General features: G+C 42.1%; 25 protein-coding genes and 2 pseudogenes. 22 read left to right on the top strand and 5 right to left on the bottom strand.

What is annotated here, in order from left to right; genetic code table 11:
• Positions 1-10: 10 nt before the first annotated feature.
• The 3 genes from KVT11_RS09385 to KVT11_RS09375 all read left to right on the top strand — a co-directional run bounded on the left by KVT11_RS09385 (position 11) and on the right by KVT11_RS09375 (position 1,870).
• Positions 11-769: a hypothetical protein gene (locus KVT11_RS09385; RefSeq protein WP_108611106.1), complete on the top strand. Its 759-nt coding sequence runs from the start codon at positions 11-13 to the stop codon at positions 767-769.
• 21 nt (positions 770-790) lie between these two features.
• Positions 791-1,318 carry a YfjD family protein gene (locus KVT11_RS09380; protein WP_017368338.1) on the top strand — a complete coding sequence of 176 codons (528 nt, stop codon included), beginning with the start codon at positions 791-793 and terminating at the stop codon, positions 1,316-1,318.
• A gap of 96 nt (positions 1,319-1,414) precedes the next feature.
• Entirely contained in the window at positions 1,415-1,870 is a 456-nt protein-coding gene (locus KVT11_RS09375) for a helix-turn-helix domain-containing protein (RefSeq protein ID WP_017368337.1), read from the top strand.
• A 51-nt stretch (positions 1,871-1,921) separates the two neighbouring features.
• Here the strand turns inward: KVT11_RS09375 and KVT11_RS09370 are convergent, their stop codons facing one another.
• Positions 1,922-2,269 (bottom strand): helix-turn-helix domain-containing protein, encoded by a 348-nt coding sequence (locus KVT11_RS09370; protein WP_017368336.1) that lies wholly within the window; start codon positions 2,267-2,269, stop codon positions 1,922-1,924.
• Between the two features lie 206 nt (positions 2,270-2,475).
• Between KVT11_RS09370 and KVT11_RS09365 the strand changes: the two genes are divergently transcribed.
• From KVT11_RS09365 to KVT11_RS09340, 6 genes are all read left to right on the top strand, one after another.
• Complete coding sequence (locus KVT11_RS09365) at positions 2,476-3,465, top strand: asparaginase (protein WP_017358664.1); 990 nt, start codon at positions 2,476-2,478, stop codon at positions 3,463-3,465.
• A 28-nt stretch (positions 3,466-3,493) separates the two neighbouring features.
• Entirely contained in the window at positions 3,494-4,915 is a 1,422-nt protein-coding gene (gene aspA / locus KVT11_RS09360) for an aspartate ammonia-lyase (protein WP_025208223.1), read from the top strand.
• Positions 4,916-5,058: 143 nt separating this feature from the next.
• Positions 5,059-6,465, top strand: coding sequence for a Na+/H+ antiporter NhaC (nhaC, locus tag KVT11_RS09355; RefSeq protein ID WP_017358666.1), 1,407 nt, complete (start codon positions 5,059-5,061; stop codon positions 6,463-6,465).
• A 295-nt stretch (positions 6,466-6,760) separates the two neighbouring features.
• Positions 6,761-7,186: a YwqH-like family protein gene (locus KVT11_RS09350; protein ID WP_017358667.1), complete on the top strand. Its 426-nt coding sequence runs from the start codon at positions 6,761-6,763 to the stop codon at positions 7,184-7,186.
• 37 nt (positions 7,187-7,223) lie between these two features.
• Entirely contained in the window at positions 7,224-7,490 is a 267-nt protein-coding gene (locus KVT11_RS09345) for a YwqI/YxiC family protein (protein ID WP_008345634.1), read from the top strand.
• 284 nt (positions 7,491-7,774) lie between these two features.
• Positions 7,775-8,200: a YwqH-like family protein gene (locus tag KVT11_RS09340; protein ID WP_024719536.1), complete on the top strand. Its 426-nt coding sequence runs from the start codon at positions 7,775-7,777 to the stop codon at positions 8,198-8,200.
• Between the two features lie 47 nt (positions 8,201-8,247).
• On the opposite strand, the gene KVT11_RS09335 is transcribed toward KVT11_RS09340, so the two are convergent.
• The gene (locus KVT11_RS09335; protein ID WP_025208222.1) at positions 8,248-8,445 is read right to left on the bottom strand and encodes a hypothetical protein; all 198 of its coding nucleotides are present in this window, start codon (positions 8,443-8,445) and stop codon (positions 8,248-8,250) included.
• Positions 8,446-8,582: 137 nt separating this feature from the next.
• Between KVT11_RS09335 and KVT11_RS09330 the strand changes: the two genes are divergently transcribed.
• The 9 genes and pseudogenes from KVT11_RS09330 to KVT11_RS09295 all read left to right on the top strand — a co-directional run bounded on the left by KVT11_RS09330 (position 8,583) and on the right by KVT11_RS09295 (position 15,904).
• Positions 8,583-10,541 (top strand): BglG family transcription antiterminator, encoded by a 1,959-nt coding sequence (locus tag KVT11_RS09330; RefSeq protein WP_116306489.1) that lies wholly within the window; start codon positions 8,583-8,585, stop codon positions 10,539-10,541.
• 89 nt (positions 10,542-10,630) lie between these two features.
• Complete coding sequence (locus KVT11_RS09325; RefSeq protein ID WP_099496949.1) at positions 10,631-11,941, top strand: PTS sugar transporter subunit IIC; 1,311 nt, start codon at positions 10,631-10,633, stop codon at positions 11,939-11,941.
• 15 nt (positions 11,942-11,956) lie between these two features.
• A pseudogene (locus KVT11_RS21035) lies at positions 11,957-12,118 on the top strand (mannonate dehydratase); the annotation flags it as partial.
• Positions 12,119-12,147: 29 nt separating this feature from the next.
• Positions 12,148-12,333: pseudogene (locus KVT11_RS21030) on the top strand (mannonate dehydratase); the annotation flags it as partial.
• Positions 12,330-13,763 carry a glycoside hydrolase family 1 protein gene (locus KVT11_RS09315; protein ID WP_116306487.1) on the top strand — a complete coding sequence of 478 codons (1,434 nt, stop codon included), beginning with the start codon at positions 12,330-12,332 and terminating at the stop codon, positions 13,761-13,763. The pseudogene KVT11_RS21030 and the gene KVT11_RS09315, both read left to right, overlap by 4 nt.
• Positions 13,764-13,775: 12 nt before the next feature.
• Entirely contained in the window at positions 13,776-14,099 is a 324-nt protein-coding gene (locus KVT11_RS09310; RefSeq protein WP_008345616.1) for a PTS sugar transporter subunit IIB, read from the top strand.
• Positions 14,100-14,118: 19 nt separating this feature from the next.
• The gene (locus KVT11_RS09305) at positions 14,119-14,448 is read left to right on the top strand and encodes a PTS sugar transporter subunit IIA (RefSeq protein ID WP_008345614.1); all 330 of its coding nucleotides are present in this window, start codon (positions 14,119-14,121) and stop codon (positions 14,446-14,448) included.
• 65 nt (positions 14,449-14,513) lie between these two features.
• A complete protein-coding gene (locus KVT11_RS09300) occupies positions 14,514-15,368 on the top strand; it encodes a polysaccharide deacetylase family protein (RefSeq protein WP_116306485.1) in 855 nt (284 codons plus the stop codon).
• A 170-nt stretch (positions 15,369-15,538) separates the two neighbouring features.
• On the top strand, positions 15,539-15,904 hold the full coding sequence (locus KVT11_RS09295; RefSeq protein ID WP_017368328.1) for a VOC family protein: 366 nt from the start codon (positions 15,539-15,541) through the stop codon (positions 15,902-15,904).
• Between the two features lie 69 nt (positions 15,905-15,973).
• Here KVT11_RS09295 and ribD read toward each other — a convergent pair whose 3' ends face one another.
• Genes ribD through KVT11_RS09280 form a run of 3 tightly spaced genes read right to left on the bottom strand, consistent with a single transcriptional unit; the run spans position 15,974 to position 18,684 of the window.
• Complete coding sequence (gene ribD / locus KVT11_RS09290; RefSeq protein WP_099496948.1) at positions 15,974-17,065, bottom strand: bifunctional diaminohydroxyphosphoribosylaminopyrimidine deaminase/5-amino-6-(5-phosphoribosylamino)uracil reductase RibD; 1,092 nt, start codon at positions 17,063-17,065, stop codon at positions 15,974-15,976.
• Entirely contained in the window at positions 17,052-17,813 is a 762-nt protein-coding gene (locus KVT11_RS09285) for a GTP cyclohydrolase II (protein ID WP_008345606.1), read from the bottom strand. The genes ribD and KVT11_RS09285 overlap by 14 nt, the downstream gene beginning before the upstream one ends.
• Positions 17,791-18,684, bottom strand: a complete 894-nt coding sequence (locus KVT11_RS09280; protein ID WP_116306481.1) for a VOC family protein — start codon at positions 18,682-18,684, stop codon at positions 17,791-17,793. Before KVT11_RS09280 ends, KVT11_RS09285 begins: the two co-directional genes overlap by 23 nt.
• A gap of 179 nt (positions 18,685-18,863) precedes the next feature.
• Between KVT11_RS09280 and KVT11_RS09275 the strand changes: the two genes are divergently transcribed.
• The 4 genes from KVT11_RS09275 to KVT11_RS21025 form a co-directional block, all read left to right on the top strand.
• Entirely contained in the window at positions 18,864-19,196 is a 333-nt protein-coding gene (locus KVT11_RS09275) for a winged helix-turn-helix transcriptional regulator (RefSeq protein ID WP_007497926.1), read from the top strand.
• 373 nt (positions 19,197-19,569) lie between these two features.
• Positions 19,570-20,028 carry an NEAT domain-containing protein gene (locus KVT11_RS09270; RefSeq protein WP_007497924.1) on the top strand — a complete coding sequence of 153 codons (459 nt, stop codon included), beginning with the start codon at positions 19,570-19,572 and terminating at the stop codon, positions 20,026-20,028.
• A 20-nt stretch (positions 20,029-20,048) separates the two neighbouring features.
• A complete protein-coding gene (gene isdC / locus KVT11_RS09265; protein WP_057078871.1) occupies positions 20,049-20,705 on the top strand; it encodes a heme uptake protein IsdC in 657 nt (218 codons plus the stop codon).
• Positions 20,706-20,724: 19 nt separating this feature from the next.
• Positions 20,725-21,261: NEAT domain-containing protein (locus tag KVT11_RS21025; protein ID WP_198944899.1), on the top strand; the 537-nt coding region annotated here is incomplete at its 3' end.

Here is a 21,261-nt window from a genome sequence, read left to right as displayed (position 1 = left end):
AGAGATCAAGTTGGATCAGCTAAGTCTAAGTATTGAGGAACTCATCTTTAGTTTTTACAGTGAAGGCTATTTTGAGCAAGGGATGTCTTTAAAGGAAGCCTATTATCCAGATGTAGAGGATGAACGTCTTGGATTTTTATTTGAAATTGCATGCCGCTCTTTGCTGGCAAAAGACGTGCTGGAATTTCGAAATAGACAATACCGTTATAAAGAAGCATACCGGCATTTTATTCAGGCCATGAATGATGCATCACATACCGTGAAAGCTTCAAGGTTTGGTGCATTAGATGAAGAGGTCAGTACGTCCTTTCATACGACTCAGGTAGGTGTGTATGCGCATCATACGCTTTATGATCAACAAGTGCATCAGATTCACAAACTAAAAGACGATCAGCAGACTGTGGAGCAAGTGACAACCTTTTTGAACATACACATGAGTGAACACCTCACACCAGTCATCAATTTGCAGGCAGAAGAATTTGAACTGCTGTTAGAACAAGCCAGTCAAGGGAATGATGATTGGCCTTCTTTTCTAAATAAAGCAGAGAACCAAGAGCTTGTGAGGGCATTTGTTTCTGATGTAAGGGTCAGAAAAGGAAAAATGGATTCTTTGATGAAGGTCACTTATGATAAAAATAATACGCCGGATGTAGAGTCCATGATATTTGTTATTCCGGGGCAGAAGCATTCTTGGCTAGTGTCGGGCATGAAGGAAAATGAATTTCGGATAGAGACGGCTCATAGAGACGGATTACGTTCTATATTCTAATGGAGAAAAGGAGAATGACGCTTGAATCCAAGTGAAGTAATAGAAGTGAGGAGCAGACCCTTTCTAAGAGTATGGGCATTCTTAGCAACGGGCGGATTTGGCATCATCGGTATTTGGTTATTTTCAGAAGCTCTTACATTTGAATCGAATTATACGTTGTTTTTATTTTTAGGCGGATTATTAGGCATTGTCTATGGGTGGATCTCTTTTTTGATGATTCTTCCGGCTTTTACGAAGAGGGGAAATGTGATTTTTCGCATTCAGCGAGGAGAGAATGGCGCTGTTTTATATCGGCAACAAACAATCCCTTTTCAAGACATTCAATCTATTGATATGCGCAGGCATCGTTACAGTATCAGGGGATTTCTGTTCATGGATGTGCTTATTCGGAAATTTGATGGGAAATTGATCAAGATTCCGGCGTACAGTATTTTAGATGAAGAAGTATTTGAGCAAACGGTGAAACAAAACATTTATCCATATTTACATGAGACTGCCCAAGAGAATTGGAAACAGCAGCATGGTCATGGTGAAAAGCAGAATCAATAGATGTTTTCGCCATCATTCCATGAGGTGAGACGCCACTTTTTTTAAGAAATCGTGTATGATGTCAGTAAAGACTGAACAATCAAGAGGTGATGAGAGATGGACAAAGAAATGGTAATTGACCTCGTCACAGAACAAATGGCACGAATTCGAAAAGAAAAAGACTATACACAGGACCGCATGGCTGAGGTGCTTGGGCTATCCAAACGGCATTTGCAGCAGGTAGAAAAGAATCGTCTTCGCCTCAACTGGACGCAATCTGCGGCCGTATGTGCATTATTCAGGGATAGTGACATTTTAAAAGGGACACTTGGGGATGATCCGCTTGAGATTTTGGAAGTCGTCGCCCACGATGAATTGCATTTATCTGTTGAACGTACGATTGGCGGAAAGGTTTGGTGGCGGACGTCTGTGAAAAAAGGTACGTTTCGTCTCCAGCAAAATGTACTAAGCCAGCATTACCGCATCTTAGATGATGAGAATTATCGCTATTATAGTTCCTTTAATAAAGAAGAAGCGAAGCGGCGGTTAGAGGAATTAAGTGAGCTGTCGTAAGCAGAAAAAGAGAGGTACCTCTATGACAGGGACCTCTCTTTTTTGTGTTGTTTATACTTTCAGAGTGTTTTTCGCCCGAATAAAGGCAACAAGCTGTTTGATTTCTTCATCTGTTAGTGGAACGCCGTCTACATGGATGGTTCCTTCTTTTGCTTCCGTCAGCTCAATTTTGATATCAGAGATTTTGCGTTGTATCTCTGGCTCGTCCGTTCTACCAAGTAAAAAATCAATGGACGTATCATACAAATCAGCCAGCAGTTTCACTGCTTCAAGCGAAGGTCGTCGGTACCCAGATTCGTAACCGGCATAGGTGCTTTTGGCGATACCTAGGCGATCTGCCGTATGCTGGAGAGACCATTTTTTCTTTTTTCTAAGGGTGGTTAAACGATCGAGTATCATACATGAACGCTCCTTTATATACAACAACAGTATATCATATTTTGACAAAGAGTGTACGCGTTATGCGTAATAATTTCTTGATTAATTCGCGTTATGTGACTATAATGGCAATGAAGGTACGCGTAAAGCGTATATTATAGAATAGCACAAGCTGGCTTATAATATGTGTGACAAACGAAGTAATTTTACTGAAAGAGGTGGACCTGTTGAAGAAATTATTGCTTTTAACCACTGGTGGGACGATTGCATCTGTAGAAAGTGAAAATGGTTTAGCTCCAGGTGTTAAAGCTGAGGACCTTTTAAGCTATTTAAACGAAATTAATGCAGACTACACAATGGACACAAAGTCCCTAATGAGTATAGATAGTACCAATATGCAGCCTGAATACTGGGTTGATATCGCAACAGCCATTTATGAAAATTATGATCAATATGACGGATTTGTCGTCACGCATGGTACGGACACAATGGCCTATACATCAGCAGCACTATCGTATATGCTGCAAAATCCTGATAAGCCAATTGTCATTACAGGGTCACAAATTCCAATTACGTTTAAGAAAACAGATGCGAAGAAAAACATTACAGATGCGATTCGTTTTGCATGTGACGGTGTTGGCGGCGTATACGTCGTGTTTGATGGCAGAGTCATTCAAGGAACTCGCGCAATCAAACTAAGAACGAAAAGCTACGATGCATTTGAAAGTATTAACTACCCATATATTGCATCGATTGAAAATCATCAAATTGAATACAATAGCAAAGTAAAAAGATCATCAATGAAACCGCTTAAATTAGATGCATCCTTGAACACAGACGTTTGTTTACTAAAACTGCATCCAGGACTGAAGCCTGAGTTTTTAGATTCAATCAAAGGGTTGTACAAAGGAGTCGTCATTGAAAGCTACGGCAGCGGCGGAATTCCTTTCGAAGGAAGAAACCTTTTAGAAAAAATCAACGAATTGCTGGAAGAAGGCATTTCTGTTGTGATCACCACTCAGTGTCTCGAAGAAGGAGAAGACATGAGTGTGTATGAAGTAGGACGTAAAATCAATCAAGAACTGGTTGCTCGTTCAAGAAACATGAACACAGAAGCCATCGTGCCAAAGCTCATGTGGGCATTAGGTAAAACAACAGATCCACGAGAAGTGAAAAAGATTATGGAAACGCCAATCGCAGAAGATTTAGTGATTTAACTATTCTATAGAAAGCAGGTCATACGAGATGGTTCAAGCAACTTATCGTTACGAGAAGGATTTTCTAGGTGAAAAAGAAATTCCCGCAGACGTGTATTATGGTGTTCAAACGCTTCGTGCAAAAGAGAATTTCCCGATTACAGGATATCGCATGCATGAGGAACTCATTCGAGCATTTGCCATTGTCAAAAAAGCAGCAGCTCAAGCCAACATGGAAGTCGGACGTTTATATGAAGGAATTGGAAATGCGATCGTTCAAGCTTCAGATGAAGTCATTGAAGGCAAATTCCATGAATATTTCATCGTAGACCCGATTCAAGGCGGCGCAGGAACGTCTATGAATATGAATGCCAATGAGGTCATTGGAAACAGAGCCCTCGAGATCATGGGACATCAAAAGGGCGAATACATTCATTTAAGTCCAAACACACATGTGAACATGTCACAATCGACAAATGATTCGTTCCCAACGGCGATCCATATTGCAGTGCTCAAGCAGTTAGACATTTTACTTGAGACGATGCAGGCCATGCATGACGTATTTCGAAAGAAAGCAAAAGAATTCGATCATGTGATCAAAATGGGGCGTACTCATTTACAAGATGCTGTTCCGATCCGTTTAGGACAAGAGTTTGAAGCATACAGCCGTGTGCTCAGTCGTGATATTAAACGAATCAACCAATCAAAACAGCATTTATATGAAGTGAATATGGGTGCGACCGCTGTTGGAACAGGCCTCAATGCAGATCCTCGCTACATCGAAATCGTAGTGAAAAAGCTTGCTGATATTTCTGGACTGCCATTAGTAGGCGCAGAGCACCTCGTCGATGCGACGCAAAATACAGATGCATACACAGAAGTATCTGCTGCCTTAAAAGTATGCATGATGAACATGTCTAAAATTGCGAATGACCTTCGCTTAATGGCATCTGGCCCACGTGCAGGTCTTGCTGAGATTGCATTGCCAGCCCGTCAGCCGGGATCATCCATTATGCCTGGAAAAGTCAATCCAGTCATGGCAGAGCTCATTAACCAAATCGCATTCCAGGTCATTGGGAACGACCACACCATCTGTCTTGCTTCTGAAGCAGGCCAGCTTGAGTTAAATGTGATGGAGCCTGTTCTGGTCTTTAACTTGCTTCAATCTATTAGTATAATGAATAACGGATTCCGCTCATTCACAGATCACTGTTTAGCGGACATCGAAGCAAATGAAAAACGTTTGAAAGAATATGTCGAAAAAAGTGCAGGTGTCATTACAGCGGTAAATCCTCACTTAGGCTATGAAGCTGCGGCTAGAATCGCAAGAGAAGCAATTTTAACAGGACAATCGATCAGAGATCTTTGCCTGCAAAATGATGTGTTAACAGAAGAAGAACTTGATATTATTTTGAATCCTTACGAGATGACAAAGCCTGGTATTGCGGGTGCAGAGCTCCTGGAGCGATAATAATATCAAAAATTTTATTTTATTAATATGTGGAATTGCCTGTGAAAGAGAGAAAAACAGGCAATTCACTTTCTTTCGAATTGACACACTTTTTTCACAATATTTTGAAAACGCTTAACGCACGCACAAAGGGAGGAAACAAAATGAAAACACCACGTCTACCGTCTATTTTAGAAGTCGTGTCTGTACTTGGCTTATTTTTAGCAATTGTTTTATCATTCACTCTTTACTTCAAATTAGATATTCAGCTAGCATTGTTCATCTCATGGTTTATGGTTATTGCTTTAGGAATTCGTTTAGGGCATTCGTACAAAGACCTTCAAAATGCGATCACAAAAGGGATATCAAATGGATTAGAGGCTGTTTTAATCTTAATTGCAGTAGGTGCACTTGTTGGTACATGGATTGCTGGCGGTGTTGTACCCACGTTAATTTATTACGGACTGGAATTTATTCATCCTAATATCTTCTTATTAGCTACACTGATTATCTGTTCTATTATGTCTGTTGCTACTGGTACGTCTTGGGGTACAGTTGGAACGGCAGGTATTGCGATGATTGCGATTGGTGAAGGATTGGGTATCCCATTACCAATCGTAGCTGGGGCTGTTTTATCTGGCGCTTATTTTGGTGATAAATTATCTCCTCTATCTGATAGTACTGTGCTCGCTTCCTCTCTTTCAAAAGTGGACGTGCTGGCGCATGTAAGAGCCATGATGGTTTTATCCATACCGGCCTTTGTTATTACGGCTATTATGTTTACAATTACTGGATTTATGTATGGTGGAAGAAATATTGATCAAGATAAAGTAGAGTTTTTGAAACAAGCATTGCAGGATACATTCACGATTAATATTTGGATGATCATTCCGGCAGTCATTGTTGTCCTATTACTTGTATTGAAAAAACCGTCAATGCCTGTTATCGCAATTGGTGCACTGCTTGGGGCAGTCTGGGCGATGGCATTCCAAGGGATGAACCCAGCTGATGCGCTTGGTACAGCTTATAACGGCTTCTCTATTAATTCAGATGTAGATTTCTTAAATACACTGTTGAACCGTGGCGGTATTGTCAATATGTTAGGATCTCTAGTGGTCATTATTCTTGGACTTGGTTTTGGTGGAGTTCTTGAATACTTAGGCGTGTTAAAAGTGATCGTCGCAACATTCGAGAAAAAATTGCACAATGCAGGAAATGTGACACTGTCTACACTTGTAGTAGCATTCTTTGCGAATATCTTTGGTTGTGCAATGTATGTCTCATTAATTCTTACACCAAAAATCATGGAAAAAAGCTATGACAAATTAAAATTAGACAGACGTGTGTTATCTAGAAACTCTGAGGTTGGTGGAACACTTACGTCTGGTATGGTTCCATGGTCAGATAACGGAATTTACATGGCAGGGATTCTAGGCGTCTCGACATTCTCTTATTTACCATTTATGTGGCTGAGCTTTGTTGCCATTGGTCTTGCCATCATCTACGGATATACAGGGAAATTCATTTGGTACGTGAAAAATCAACAAGACTCAGAAGAATCGGCATCATAAGCCACTGCAAAAGCCGCCCCTCCCCCGGGCGGCTTTTGTTTGTCCTAGGACCGTAAGACTATGTGTGTTTCCAGAAGGGTGGTTGTGTATTTTGACCCCCTATAAAAGAGGGCTTAAGGTGTGGTGTGAAGCAGATTGAAAGCATATTTATACCATAAAAAGGGCACAAATCCCTATTCAAACATGAGTCTTTGAACCTTATAATAACAATATTGGAAAAAGTGCGATTCACCATTACGCTCGTTTAGAGGGACTCTAAGCAGCGTTTTTATTTTTGACAGGAGGAGGAACCCATATGAGCTTATCGGATATGCTGTCTGCCCTTAACGGTGGCATTTCAAATAAAAAGGCAGAGATCGAAGAGAAAATTGCTCGACTCAAAAAGGCAAAAAGTAAGATTGAACGTGAACAAGATGCCGCAGAAACAGACCTAAAACAAATCAAGCAGCCAAAGCTTGGGGCCTCTTGGAAAGGGGAGCGGAGCCAAGATTTCAAATCAGAACGAAATGAAGCGCATGATGCGCTGCAAACGATCGTAAGCGATAAATATCCACGCTACGTGAGCCGAATCGAATTCAAAATCAGTACACTAGAAGCAGAGCAGGCTGCCTTATCCTTTGCCAGCTCTTTAGCTGGAGATGCCGCACGTTTGGCTGAAAAAGGAGAAGACGCAGTAGAAGACGCAAAACGCTTGATCTCAAAAGCATGGAGCAGCTTGTAAGCGAGCTTCATGCTGAACCAATCTGGAGGATATCATAATGGGACAAATTAAGTTAAACTACCAAACAGTGATGGATAAACTAGATGAAGTCTCCCAAGCAGTTGAAGCTTTAACAATGAAAAAAGCAGCAGATAAAGCTGGTGAAAACAGCCTTGAATTTGTAACCAAATGGACGGCACGTGAAGCAGAGGTGGGCGAAATGGTCTCAAGCTTTAAAGAAGCCTTAATCAAAAACGTTCAGGATACACGCTCAAATGTGAAGACGCTAAAAGAACAGGATGAAGCGATTGCGGCAAAATCATAAGCCCCAATCGTTTTATTGATAGCGTAGCTGAGTACGATGTAAAATATAGTCGTAAAGACTCATATATAATTCGGGATTTATGACCTTAGATTATTCCGTTTTTCTTCCAAACACCATGTTAAAAGGACACCTTTTCCCTATTTAAGCCTAAGGCTTTTCACCTTATACTATACTTAATGAAAGCGAACGATAGAAATGTCAGGACTGGAAAAAGCAGATGATCTGCCCGGTTTCAAAAACGCTGACGCCGTGCTTTCTTATGAGGTCTAATAGAGGTGGATGACATGAGTTTATCCGAGATGCTGCACCATCTGCATATGGGGATTGAAAACAAACGTGCAGAATTTGACGAAATGATCTCTCGGTTAAAGACAGCCAAAAGTAATATTCGAACAGAACAAGATCTTGCGCAGTCTGACATAAAGGAAATCAAGAAGCCTGCTCTAGATTCGTCATGGAAAGGTGAGAGAGGAACGGACTTTCACCGTCATCGGAAAGAAGCCTATCACGTGCTGCACGACATTGTGAACAATGAGTATGAAACCTATATGACGGAGATAGACCAAAAAATTATGCACTTTGAGTTAAAAAAAATGGAACTCGCTGTCGCTAGTAATTTTGCAGGAAGAGCCCAAGATGTGATGGAAAAAGGCGAGGATTTTGCAAAGGATGTCAAACATTTAATTGAACGGGGCTGGAAAGCTCTTTAATAAAATAAACGAAACAGCCGGCTGAACAAGCGGCTGTTTTTTTTGGTTTAGTCACATCCGCTGCTACCACCTGAATCACCACCGCAGGAGGCATCAGAAGCGTGATGTGTATACGAATCAGTATAGTTACTGGTTGTTGAACTGTGATGTGCAGAATGCCTAGAAGATGAACGCTTATCTTTTGGTGTAAACATGTGGGCGGTAATGGCGCCTAAAGAAGCTATGATGATGATGATAACAAACATGATGTATCCCTCCTCTTGTTTCATATTCATACGTTTGAGCCATAACAAAGTTCCCGGTCGGAAAGAAAAACTGGGCAAAGAGTTCTATTTTCGTTTATGATGATAGGCAAAAGTAATTGACCAAGGGAGGGGAGTCTATGTTATCTCTACGTCAGGAGGAGCTGTTGAGGCGGTTAATGCAGGCAGAGCAGGAGCTGACAGGTGAAGAAATTGCACGCCTGATAGGCGTCACATCACGAACAGTTCGAACAGATATGAAAGCGCTTAAATCAGTATTAGAAGTACACGGGGCAACACTTCATATGAAACGTGGAGCAGGGTATACATTGACTGTCGAAGATTATGGAGCATTTCGTACTTTTTTGAAAAACTCAATGAGAGAAAGAAATGAAAAAAAGAATCAAGTTATTCCAAATCAGCCGGAGGATCGTATCTCTTATTTATTGAGAAGGCTTTTATTGTCCGAAGACTATATGAAATTAGATGAATTGTCCGAGGAATTATTTGTGAGTGAATCTACTGTGAAAAATGACCTGAAAGCAGTCAAGCATCTATTTTCTTTACATGGACTTTCTGTTGCACACCGACCTAAATATGGACTGAGGCTGACTGGAGATGAAATGAAATTAAGGTATTGTCTAGCTGAGCATGTGTTTCAGCAGGAGCATCCGAACCCTGCCCTTTTACCTGAAGAAACGTATCAATTGATTCAAGATATGGTGCGTTCACGTACAAAGGCAAGCGGCCTTCATGTGTCAGAGATCGGTTTAAGCAACTTAGTGACACATATCGCCATTGCGTGCAAACGAATTGAAGAGAAAAAATTGGTGATGATGCCGGAAGGAGAACTCAAAGACATTCAAACACAGCCCGCTTTTCAAGTGGCGAGGCAAATGGCAGAAGATATGCGTCACGTGCTCGGTATAGATTTTCCATTATCTGAAATGGCCTATATTGCGATTCATTTAATGGGTGCAAAAATGATGGCGTATGGAGAAACGGGCCACACGCTATTTCACATGCTTGATGAAGAGCATTTCCGTTTAACTCACCAATTACTTGGTTATGTCGAAGAGCACATGTCACTTGATATTCAGACGGACAAGGAATTGATTGTGGGACTAAGTCTTCACCTGAGATCAGCGATTCATCGGTTCCGATATGATATGAACATCCGTAACCCCTATTTATCAGACATAAAAAGGCATTATCCGATTGCTTTTGAAGCAGGTGTCTATATGGGAAGATGGCTGAAGGAAAAAGAGAATGTAGAGATTCATGAAGATGAAATCGGATATTTGGCGCTGCATATTGGTGCTGCCATAGAGCGGACAAAAACTCAGACTGTGAGAAAAAAATGCTTGATTGTGTGCGCAACGGGTGTCGCGAGCAGTCAGCTTCTTCTTCATAAGCTGAAGGCCGCCTTTAGCGAAAGGCTAGAGATTGCTGGAACTGCAAGTGTCAGTGACCTTTTGTCGTATGACTTGAGAAGTATCGATTTGATCATTAGTACCATCCCGCTTCAGAACACACTACCTGTGCCAGTGATTGATGTACATACGATCCTCAGTGAAGACGATATGTCGAGGCTGAAACGATTTGTGCAGGGGTCACAAGAATTGGGTGTCTTGCGATATATCAGTCCGAAGATGACTTTTTTTCAGCAAGATCTACAAACAAGGGAAGAGGTGCTTCAATTTTTCGTGACTGTATTGCAGGAACAAAACCGAATCCCGGATGATTTTGAACAGCTATTGTTGGAAAGAGAGGAAGTGTCGCCTACGTCGTTCGGTCATTTGGTCGCGATCCCTCACCCAATCAAACCGGCAACAGATGATACGTTTTGTGCGATCTGTACGTTGAGGAAACCAGTGCTGTGGGGCGACGATCGGGTACAGGTCGTCTGTTTGTTAAGTATACAGAAGACGTATCAGAAAGAATTGCAGTCACTTTATCAATTTCTTGTGCGTTTGACAGAGCAGAAGGAAGTGGTGGAGCAAATCATCAAAGCTGCTTCATTTGAAGAACTGACGGCGGCGCTGCACGTGTTGGAACAGCCAGATGAAAAAAAAGGATACCCATTTCCGCATCTGTGAGGAAAAAGATTGGATGTTAATGAAAGCGCTTTTAAAATAACATCAAAAAGGAGGATGATCACGAGTTTTTGTAAAGGGGGAGACGGATCATGAGCTTTAAAGAGAGAGCGGCCGACGTCATGGGACATGTCGCTTATCGTATTACAAATCAGAAATATATTATGTCGATTAAGCAAGCATTTGTCACATTAATGCCAATTATCATTACGGGGGCATTTGCTGTACTGGTCGCAAATATGATCATGAGCCCGGAAACGGGGCTTGCCCATTTTGAGATATTCAGGTTTTTAGCAGAGCTTCAGCCAATTATGAAGGCAATCAATTATGCCACGCTGAACTTTTTAACGATCGGGGCTGTGTTCCTTATCGGGATTGAGCTCGGGAAAATCAATGGACACAAATCATTGTTCCCAGGATTAATGGCATTGATTTCATTTATATCCGTTATTCCGACGACACTTCTTCTTGAAGTCGATGGATCAATGCGTGAGGTTGTCGATGTGCTGGCGAGGCAATTCTCCGATCCAAAAAGCTTATTTTTGGGTATGATCATTGCCATCGTCTCTGTAGAGATTTTTTGTAAGCTTACCGAGGTGAAGTGGCTGCAAATTAAGATGCCAGATTCTGTTCCATCAAATGTGGCGACGTCTTTTTCTTCACTTTTCCCATCAATTATTACGATTACAATCATTAGTTCATTCGGGTTTGCGTTTCATCGTGTGACAGGCATTTATTTGCATGAAGCGGTGTATAACGTCGTGCAGCGTCCGCTTGAAAGTGTTGTGCAGGGACTGCCTGGTATTTTAACGTTAATGTTTGTGGCTCAATTTTTCTGGGTGATCGGTATTCATGGCAACCAAATGATTAAACCGATTCGCGAGCCGCTGTTATTAGGATCAATTGCAGTGAATATGACAGCATTTCAAGAGGGCAAAGAGATTCCAAATATTATCACGATGCCATTTTGGGATGTGTATATGAGCATTGGTGGTTCGGGTGTGACGATTGGTCTGTTGATCGCCATTTTTATAGCAGGAAGAAGAGAAGAGATGCGGAGCATTGCCAAGCTTTCATCAGGACCTGGACTGTTTAACATCAATGAACCAGTTATTTTCGGATTACCTGTCATGTTGAACCCTGTGATGGCAATTCCGTTTATCGTTACACCACTCGTGACAGGTACGATTGGTTATATCGCAACCGCTACAGGTTTTGCGGGGAAAGCGGTGGTGATGGTGCCGTGGACGACACCTCCGATTGTGAATGCTTGGCTGTCTACCGCTGGCAGTATGGGGGCTGTCATCACACAGCTTATCTGTATTGTTGTCGCTGTTTTCATCTATTTACCTTTTGTCCTCTTATCCAACCGGAAGCCAGAATCAGCACCTGATTCAGAATAGAAGGAGGGCTCATGAATGAACATGCAATTTAGATGGTATGGCAAAGAAGATCCTGTCTCCCTTTCATATATTCGGCAAATTCCCGGCATGAAAGGGATTGTCAGTGCAGTCTATGATGTGCCGGCTGGTGATCTGTGGCCGGAGGAAAGTATTGCTCATTTAAAAGCGGAAATCGAACGTCACGATCTTGCTTTTGAATGGGAGCGATTGTGAACGTATTGTTTAAGGAAGGATTTGCTGGCTATGTCCGGCCAGATCATGGACGAATGATCTTTGGTGAGACGGGCAGACCAGGCTATGGATTATACGACCGGGCACTTGGAGCTATGTATTTACAAGGGATGTGGGAAGGACTTCAAATTCACACGAAGAAAGGTCAGGTGGCAACATGAACAAAATCGACATACCCAATGACTTTATTCTAGGTGCTGCGGCTTCTGCTTGGCAGACGGAGGGTTGGAAAGGGAAGAAACCGCATCAGGATTCGTATATAGACCTTTGGTATAAGGAGGGGTATCACGTATGGCACGAAGGATACGGACCAGCAGGAGCAACGAATTTTTACGAGCGCTATCCTGAAGATGTCGCCCTTATGAAGGAAATTGGGTTATCTCATTACCGGACATCGATCAATTGGTCGAGGTTTCTCATCGATTACGAGAATGGAATTGTAGATGAGACCTATGCTCGTTATATTGATGATTTCATCAATGAATTACTTGAAGCAGGTGTAGAGCCGATGTTTTGCTTAGAGCATTATGAGCTTCCTGCCGTTTTGCTTGAAAAGTACGGCGGCTGGTCATCTAAACATGTTGTCGATCTGTTTGTTCTCTATGCAGAAAAGGTGTTTGAACGCTATGGAGACCGGGTCAAACATTGGTTTACCTTTAATGAACCGATTGTTGTTCAGACTCGTGTGTATCTAGATGCTATTCGTTATCCTTTCGAGCAAAATACGAAGAAATGGATGCAGTGGAACTATCATAAAGCCTTGGCGACAGCAAAAGTGGTGAAGCTTTTTCAGGAAATGGGCTTGAAGGAATCAGTTAGTGCAAAAATCGGGGTCATTCTCAATCCAGAAGTGACGTATGCGAGATCGACTGCCTCGCATGATCAAGAAGCTGCCCGCATGTATGACTTGTTTTTTAATCGCGTGTTCTTAGATCCCTCCATTAAAGGCGAGTATCCAGAAGAACTGCTTGATGTATTGAAAAAGCATGACATTCTTTTCGATGCAACGGTAGAAGAGCTTCAGATCATTAAAGATCATACAGTCGATGTGGTCGGTCTTAATTTATACTATCCGCATCGCGTTAAGGCACCTAGCAAGGCTTGGAACGAAAATACACCGTTTCATCCATCTTATTATTACGATCTATTTGAGCTCCCAGGGAGAAAAATGAATCCATTCAGAGGCTGGGAAATCTATCCGAATATCGTCTATGATATGGGCATGAGAATAAAAGAAGAATACGGCAATATCGAGTGGTTTGTGGCTGAAAACGGTATGGGGGTCGAGCAGGAAGAGCGGTTTAAAAACGAAGATGGCATCATTGATGATCAGTACCGAATTTCATTTATCAGCCAGCATTTGAAAAAAGCCCTCCAAGCGAAAAAAGAAGGTTCAAACTGTAAGGGATATATGCTCTGGGCTTTTACGGATAATGTCTCGCCGATGAATGCATTCAAGAATCGCTACGGATTAGTAGAGATCCAACTGGAGAATGAACGGAATCGTCAGATGAAAGCGTCAGGGTACTGGTTCAAAACATTAATCCAAACGAGGAAATTAAGGGATGAACCAGATGTCATTTATCAATAGGAGTGATGGGATATGAAGCGAATCATTCTCGCTTGTGCAGCAGGAATGTCGACGTCGATTGTGGTATCTAAAATGAAGGCAGCCGCAGAAGGAAAAGGGCTGGATTATGAAATTTATGCGATACCTGAAGGGGCCATTGCGGACGAATTAGAAGAGCATGGGGACGATGTAAAGGTCATTTTGCTAGGGCCGCAAGTTAGCTTTATGAGAAAGGCAGCAGAAAAAACAGCGGCACCTTATCATATACCTGTCGATGTGGTAAATGTAAGATTATATGGAACAGCGAATGGAGAAAAAATTCTAGAACATGCACTGAAACTAGCAAATGAATCTTGAGCAATCGGAGGAGAAGCAGATGACGGTATTAGAGGAAATGCAGGGAGCAGCCTTTCAAATCATTGCCCATGCAGGTGAGGCACGAAGCCATTATGTAGAAGCCATTCGTCTAGCAAGAGCGGATGACTTTGAAGCAGCGCAGCAGTTGATTGAAAAAGGGGAGGAAGCGTTTCGAAGCATCCATGACCTGCACTTGTCGCTGATACAAAAAGAGGCGGCAGGGGAACAGCTTCCCTTTTCTTTACTGCTCATACATGCAGAAGACCAAATGCTCACAACAGAGACCATCCATCTGCTTGCCATTGAAATGATCGAAATGTGTAAAAAAATGAATACCCTGTCAAAATAGATATCAGTTATTAACCAATTTCTGTTATAATCATTCGGTAGATAAAGAGAAAGCAGGATTGGTGAATGAAAAAAACATGTATGTGGCTTGCAGTTGGTCTAGTCATGCTGCTCATTTCGGGCTGTATGGGTACGAAACAGCAAACAGAAGGAAACCAGCAAGCCATCAAAGAGGTAAAGGGTCAAGTACAAACGAAAGAAACAACAGAAACGCACCAAATTGAAGCGGCAGAGATAGACAAACAAAACTGGATTCAGCAAAAGGAACCCGTTGCACTTCCAATCTTGATGTATCACAGTATTTCCAGCGGTAATTCGTTACGTGTGCCAAAAAGCGAATTTGCGGCTCATATGAAATGGCTGAAAGACAACGGCTATGTCACGCTGTCGCCGAAAGAGGCATATCAAGTTCTCGCGACCGATTCGACACCAAGTGAAAAGTATGTTCTTATCACATTTGACGATGGATATACGGATAACTACACAAAGGCATTTCCGATTTTAAAGGAATATGGAATGAAAGCCACGATTTTTATGATCGAGCAGTCCATCGGCCGCCCGCATCATTTAACCGATGCCCAAATGGATGATATGGTGGCGCATGGTATTTCAATAGAGAGTCACACCATTCATCATTTAGAGCTCAATCGTTTATCACAGAAGCAGCAGGAAGAAGAATTAAAAGGATCGAAGGTATTCTTTGACCAGCGGTTTTCTCAACAAACGGTCATGGTCAGCTATCCGGTCGGTCGCTATAACGAAGACACGCTGAAGCTGGCGAAGGAAGCAGGATATGAAATGGCTGTAACCACTGAACCAGGACATGCGAAAAAGGAACAAGGCATGATGTCCTTACACCGCCTGCGCATTTCACCGGGACTTTCACCCGAAAGCTTTGGCAGGCTGATAGAGGGAAATTGATCAATATTAGATCACAGATGTTTCACATGAAACATTTTACGACACGTTTCGTGGAGATGATTTGTGGATCGACAACATCATAGGGCTTGAGTACACATCTAGATATATTCTTCAGACGTGATCGTCACACATAATGTTTTTTTAATGATGTGAAAAGGGAGAGAGCAAAGATGTCAAATTTTCTTGGAATTGATCATGTCCAGTTAGCTGCCCCAAAGGGGAGTGAAGAGAAGGCACGTTTGTTTTTTGGGGAGATTCTAGGAATGAAGGAAATACCTAAGCCTGTTCACCTAGCAAAACGTGGTGGTGTTTGGTTTCAGTGTGGCAATCAACAGCTTCACATTGGCATTGAAGATCAGTTTCAAGCAGCGAAAAAAGCTCATCCAGCTTTTCAAGTAAAAAAATTATCAAATGTAAAAGAGACATTAATGAAACATCATATTCTTATAAAGGAAGATCAGCCGTTAGATGGAGCCATCAGGTTTTATGTAGATGATCCATTTGGAAATCGAATTGAATTTTTAGAGAGACTGTAGAAAATAAATCTTGTGAGAACCAATAAGGATGTCGAGAAAATCTCGACATCCTTATTTTATGAAAGTATGTTATTGATAAACAGGATAACCCGTTATCTTTATATCTTTTCCGAGTGGTTCAAGAGAGAGTTGATCTAGTTCAATTGCATCACTCATGAGGCGTATGCCTTCGCCTCCGAAAAAAGAAGGAGAGAGTCGTCCGCCAATGAGCTTGGGCGCCATGTAGATGACGAGTTTATCGACAAGCTGCTGTTCTAAAAATGAGGCATTGACTTGCCCGCCGCCTTCAATCATCAGGGAGGAAATATTTCTTTCTCCAAGCACTTGAAGTACTTCTTGTAAGGGCACCCGGATATCGCTATCCGTCATGATGACGCTGACGCCAGCTGCTTCTAAAGCGGCTCGTTTTTCCTCATCGGCTTGTTTTGTTGTAAAGATCCATGTTGGCGCCATTTGATCTGTGACCACCTTTGCCGTCAGCGGGATAGACAGCTTAGAGTCTAAGACAATTCGAATTGGATGATGACCGTTTGGAATCCGTGCTGTTAATGAAGGATCGTCGTGAATGACGGTTTGCGCACCGACCAAGATCGCATCGTTGATACTGCGAATGTGATGTGCATCATAACGGGACGTCTCTGATGTAATCCACTTGCTGTCAGACGTAGCAGATGCAATTTTTCCGTCTAACGTAATGCCCGCTTTGAGCGTCACGAAAGGTGTTTTTTTCGTAATAAAGTGGTTGAACACTTCATTCATGAGAATGGATTCTTGCTCCATGACGCCTGTGATGACTTGAATGCCTGCATCTTGTAAAATGGCAATCCCGCGCCCGGCAACAAGCGGGTTCGGATCCAGTGCAGCAACGACGACTTTTTCTACGCCAGCTTTCACAAGTGCTTCAGCGCATGGGCCTGTGCGGCCATGGTGGGAACAAGGCTCTAGTGTCACATAGATCGTGGCACCTTTTGCCTTGTCTCCAGCCATTTTAAGTGCATGAATTTCTGCATGTGGTTCGCCGGCCTTCATATGCGCCCCGACCCCAACAATTTCATTTTCTCGCACAATCACAGCCCCGACGAGCGGATTGGGAGATGTCTGACCTTTCATTGCTTCGGCATTTTCAAGGGCTAGTTTCATATATCGCTCATGATGTGGCAATCGTACGCACCTCTTGATCCGCCTTCATATGACCTGAGCGGTTAATTTTTGTCTGCAAGTATTTCTCATTGAACTCAGAGACATCACCCCAAAGTGGAATCCGTCCAGAAAGAGAAAGGCCTGCATGACTGATAGCATCCGTCTTTTTCGGATTATTGGTAATAAGTCTGACTGGCTTTGTACGCAATGTTTGAAGAACAGCAATCGCTTCTTCATATTGACGTGTATCATCTTCAAAGCCTAGTGCTTCGTTTGCTTCTACTGTATCGTAGCCGTTTTCTTGCAAGATGTAGGCCATGGCTTTACTGAAAAGACCGATCCCGCGTCCTTCATGGTTGGCTAAATAAAACAGTGCGCCTGCTCCATTGTCCTCAATCATTCGCATAGACTGTTTCAATTGGAACCCGCAATCGCAGCGTTTGCTTCCGAAAATATCGCCGGTGTGGCAGATGGAATGCATGCGGATCAGCGCTTCATCAGCATGTTCGAAGTCTCCGTAAACAAGGACGCTTGATTGCTGGTGATCTGCAAGCTCACGGGAGGAAAGGCTTTCGATTAAAGCTTCATCTGATAATGGTTCTTTCCCGTCATCTTTTAACCATGAATACCAGTTAAACATGACCGTTCTACCGTCTAAATTCACTGGCAGTTTAATAGGTCCAGTGATATATATAAATCCGTCTTCTTGCTGTACTCGTTTGATTTTATCTTTTAAAATGGCTGTTTTAACCTCTGTGTGTTTGTCCATATTCTGCACCTTCTTTTTTGTCTGTTTCTTCAATCTGTAAACGAACGAGAACGCCAAATGGATCAATAAATTCGTTACTTTTTCCTGTCGTGTTCATGTGAACGCCTGCTTTTGTCAGACGTTCGACGACGGATGTTCTATCGCTTTCTTTTGGGAAAACCAGTGTATAGCTTCTAATTCCTGAAAAACGTGGATCAATGGCTCCTTTTCTCCCGCGTCCCCATGCATTAAAGGCAAGGTGATGATGATAGACGCCACCAGCAACGAATAAGCTGGCTGGGGGAGCCATTCGGATATGGAAACCGAGCGTGTTCACATAAAAGGAATCGGCTTCTTCTGGGTTGAGATGGAAATGCAAGTGTCCCATGACTGTACCAGCCGGGAGTCCATCCCAGGTGGAATCAGCGGCTTCTTGCAGGAGACCATCTCCATCAAGCGGAGCATTTCCGCCACCTTTCAGCTCTCCATGCTCACCTACCCATATGTCCTGAGGACGATCAGCATAAATCTCAACGCCGATGCCATCTGGATCACTTAAATAAATGGCTTCACTGAAAAAGTGATCGCTCGCTCCAATTAAAGGATAGCCTTTTTTGATCACATGCGCCAGCCATGTGCCCAGGTTTTTTCTGGTAGGTAATAAAACCGCAAAATGATAAAGTCCTGGCTCATGTTCCGGCTTCTCTTTCAGCTGCACATCTTCTTTCAGCACAAGGATTGGTTCCTTTGCGTTGCTGCCAAGCGTGACAGTAGAATCCGTCTGTTCTAATAAAGTAAAACCTAAAATGTCTGTATAAAAAGGCAAAGAACGCTCAAAGCTGGACACATGTAATTCTGTTACACCTAATCTTACCTGCTCTATTGTATTCAAAGCTCGGTCATCTCCTTCATGTTATATGCATCTGCATGTTCAATGGTTTATTGAAAATTGATAAAAATGATTACCTTGTTACTTTTAGTAACTAAACTATATAATAGTTAGTGACTTATTTCAAGTAATTAATTATGTTATAATGAAAAAAAGTAGAGAAAAGCAGGAGGGAGTAAAGTATGGCTCAAGTAGATGGCTGCCCAATTACAGATGCCATGGAGATTTTAGGGAAGAAGTGGGTGATTCTCATCATCAATCAGCTTTTGACAGGGCCAAAACGTTTTTGTCAGCTAGAAAATGAAATGAACATCAGCGGACGGTTATTATCAGAAAGGCTGAAAGATTTAGAAGCTGAAGGTCTTGTTGAGAAAAAAGTATATCCCGACATTCCCGTGCGGATTGAATATGAACTAACAGAACAAGGAAAGAAAATTGAACCAGTCATACGGGAAATGTATGCTTGGTCTTTAGAGCGAAAAAATAGTGAAAAGGGTGAACATGTCCCTTCTTAATCGATTTCGATCAGTGTCCCTGATCGATTTTTTTTTGTGATTTTCCAGAAATCTAAGTCAATAGTATGAAAAATGATGTTGACAATAAATTCATTCATCATATAATATCAAGGAGAAGAGGGTTCTTTTCCCTGTAATGGAATGGGGAGGTTATGCCATGGTATCATGAATGGGACAGATTACCTAAACCGTGTATCACTACATCATGTAGCAGCAGACATCTTTGACTTGTCGAAAGCAAAGATTTATTTTTTAAACTCAATTGATAATGATTATCATAATCATTTATGAGTGTGATTCATACGCTGATAAAGGTTATTTTTTTTATTATCTATTGAGAATAATTATCAATATCAATTAGGAGGATATATATATGAAATCACTTCGTTCAGCATCACACGTCTTATTATTCTTTAGCTTTGTTCTATTGTTTGCTCTAGCCCCTGTTAGCTCTGCCTCAGCAGCAGGCTTAGCAGATGGTCAATATTCAGCACAATATGTGGTATGGAAAGCAGACAGTGATTCAACGTCAACAGCAAATACGTATTTTGAAAAACCAGCTAAGCTTGTTGTGAAGGACGGAAAAATCAAAGCGCAAGTCACGTTAACGAACAGCTCTTGGATTACAAGCTTTAAAACATTGGATCAAGGTGTCTACAAAGATGCAAAGGTGATCAGTACAAACACAGCTGCTAATAAGAGAACGGTAGAGTTCAATGTCAACAGCCTGACAGATGTTGTACCAGCTAAAGTGAGTGTGACTGTACCGGTCATTGGATATACAGGCAATTACGATATTCGCGTCAAGTTTGATGCAGCAACTGTTCAATAAAAAGGGAGGAAATTCATTTGATGAAAAAATGGATCAGGATGCCAGCCTTTGTGGCTGCATTATTGCTGGCACTTATACTGCCTTTTTCAAATGCACAGGCTGCCTCATTAAATGATGGTACATACTCCGTCAATTACACTGTGATGAAGGCCGAAGGAACTGCCGTTTCGATGGCAAATGATTACTGGCTGAAGCCGGCAAAAGTGATCGTGAAAAATGGCAAGCTGACTGTGCAAATGACCATTAAAAACAGCAGCTGGGTAACGGAATTTAAAGTGCCGGGAAATGGCGGCTATGTCGATACGACGGTTCTATCAACGAATAAGAAAGCCAATACAAGGCTTGTTCAATTCCAAGCACAGAGTTTGTCCAAACCAATCAAGTCAAAAATCCATGTCACAGTCAAATCGGCTGATTATGATCACGACTATACCATCCAGCTGAAATTCGATGAAAGCAGCATCAAGTCACTTTCTTCTGACAGTTCAAAAGAAACAGCAGGTGCAGCAAAACATCAAGAAACATCAAAAGAAACAACCAAAACAACTGATTCATCCACCAAAACAAAACAAGAAGAAAATCCTCAAACTGGTGATACAAGCCAGATGGGATGGCTCCTTGTGCTTGTCTTATGTTCAGGCGGGTTTTTAGCGAGAAAGTGGATCATCAAGCATTAACGGAAGGAAGTGTCATCTTTTGAAACGTCTTTTTCATCTACAGACAGCTATTCTGCTCGTTTTATTCAGTTTGTTGACTGCGTTTCAGCTGCCTCAAGGAACGGCTCAGGCGGCATCATTGGTTGATGGTGAATATACGGCCGGATTCACCATTTTAAAAAATGGCAGCACTGAAGCATCCATGATGGATACGTATACAGAAAAGCCAGCTAAGCTCATCATCGAAAATGGCAAGACGACTGCCTATTTGACGCTGAAGCAAAGCAAAGAAATCACAGATTTCAAGGTCGAACAAAATGGCTCTCTCGTCACCACTGAAACGGTCAGTGAAGATGAGACAGCGAATACGCGTGTGATCAAATTTGATGTAGCCGATGTATCAGCCAAATTAAATGGATGGGTCAAAATTTACTGGGACTTAGGCGGCTTTATTTATGATGAGGCGTATGACGTACAGATCGCTTTCGACGAGAGCAGTCTCACACTTGTCACGCCTGCGAAGCCAGACGATAGTGAAACAACACCAGATGATCAAAACGGTACGACGCCAGGCGAC

The organism is Bacillus sp. GbtcB10 (assembly GCF_019091365.1).
Lineage (GTDB): Bacteria > Bacillota > Bacilli > Bacillales > Bacillaceae > Bacillus > Bacillus altitudinis.
Note: the sequence above shows the minus strand (reverse complement) of the source record. Positions and strands in the feature narration are given on the sequence as shown.